The following is a 526-nucleotide window of genomic DNA, read 5'->3' on the forward strand; positions in this document are numbered from 1 at the left end:
ATCTTACTATTAAAACTTAATGAGTATGATCTTTGTTCATCTCATTACCAACGACCAGATGCACCGCCACCACCACTGTGGCCACCACCGCCGCCGCTAAAGCCGCCGCTATCGCTAAAACCACCGCTAGAATCACCAAAATCGTCACTTCCTCCGCGACTATTTCCTCCTCCGCCAGCTCCGGGAGTTAAAATGCCGCTAGCCATGGTACTTAAACCAAATACGACACACATTATAATAAACATCAAAAATGCTATCTCAAGTATATATTCCACATGCCAAAGAGTGTATCCAGCAACAGATAATGCGTTAAATAAACCAGTACGTAAACATTGTTTGGTTTTATCTTTACGATATAATAATTTGGCAAGTATAAAACAAATAACGAATGACACCAGCGCATAATAAGCAAAGTTTTCTGTAAATAACTGTTCAATCCTAAGGCCTTGTTCATTATCTTCACATTTCGGGGTAGGATTATCGATTTTTTGTTTTAGCACAGATAAGGCATTATCAATACCCTGAT

At 39.5% G+C, this 526-nt stretch carries 1 protein-coding gene; it reads right to left on the reverse strand.

Annotation, left to right across the window (positions count from 1 at the left end; all coding sequences use genetic code 11):
* Positions 1 to 44 precede the first annotated feature (44 nt).
* Positions 45 to 526: hypothetical protein (locus J3U16_RS12070; RefSeq protein WP_267343228.1), on the reverse strand; the 482-nt coding region annotated here is incomplete at its 5' end.

The sequence above is a fragment of the Gilliamella sp. B3023 genome (genome assembly GCF_026536845.1).
GTDB lineage: Bacteria > Pseudomonadota > Gammaproteobacteria > Enterobacterales > Orbaceae > Gilliamella > Gilliamella apicola_E.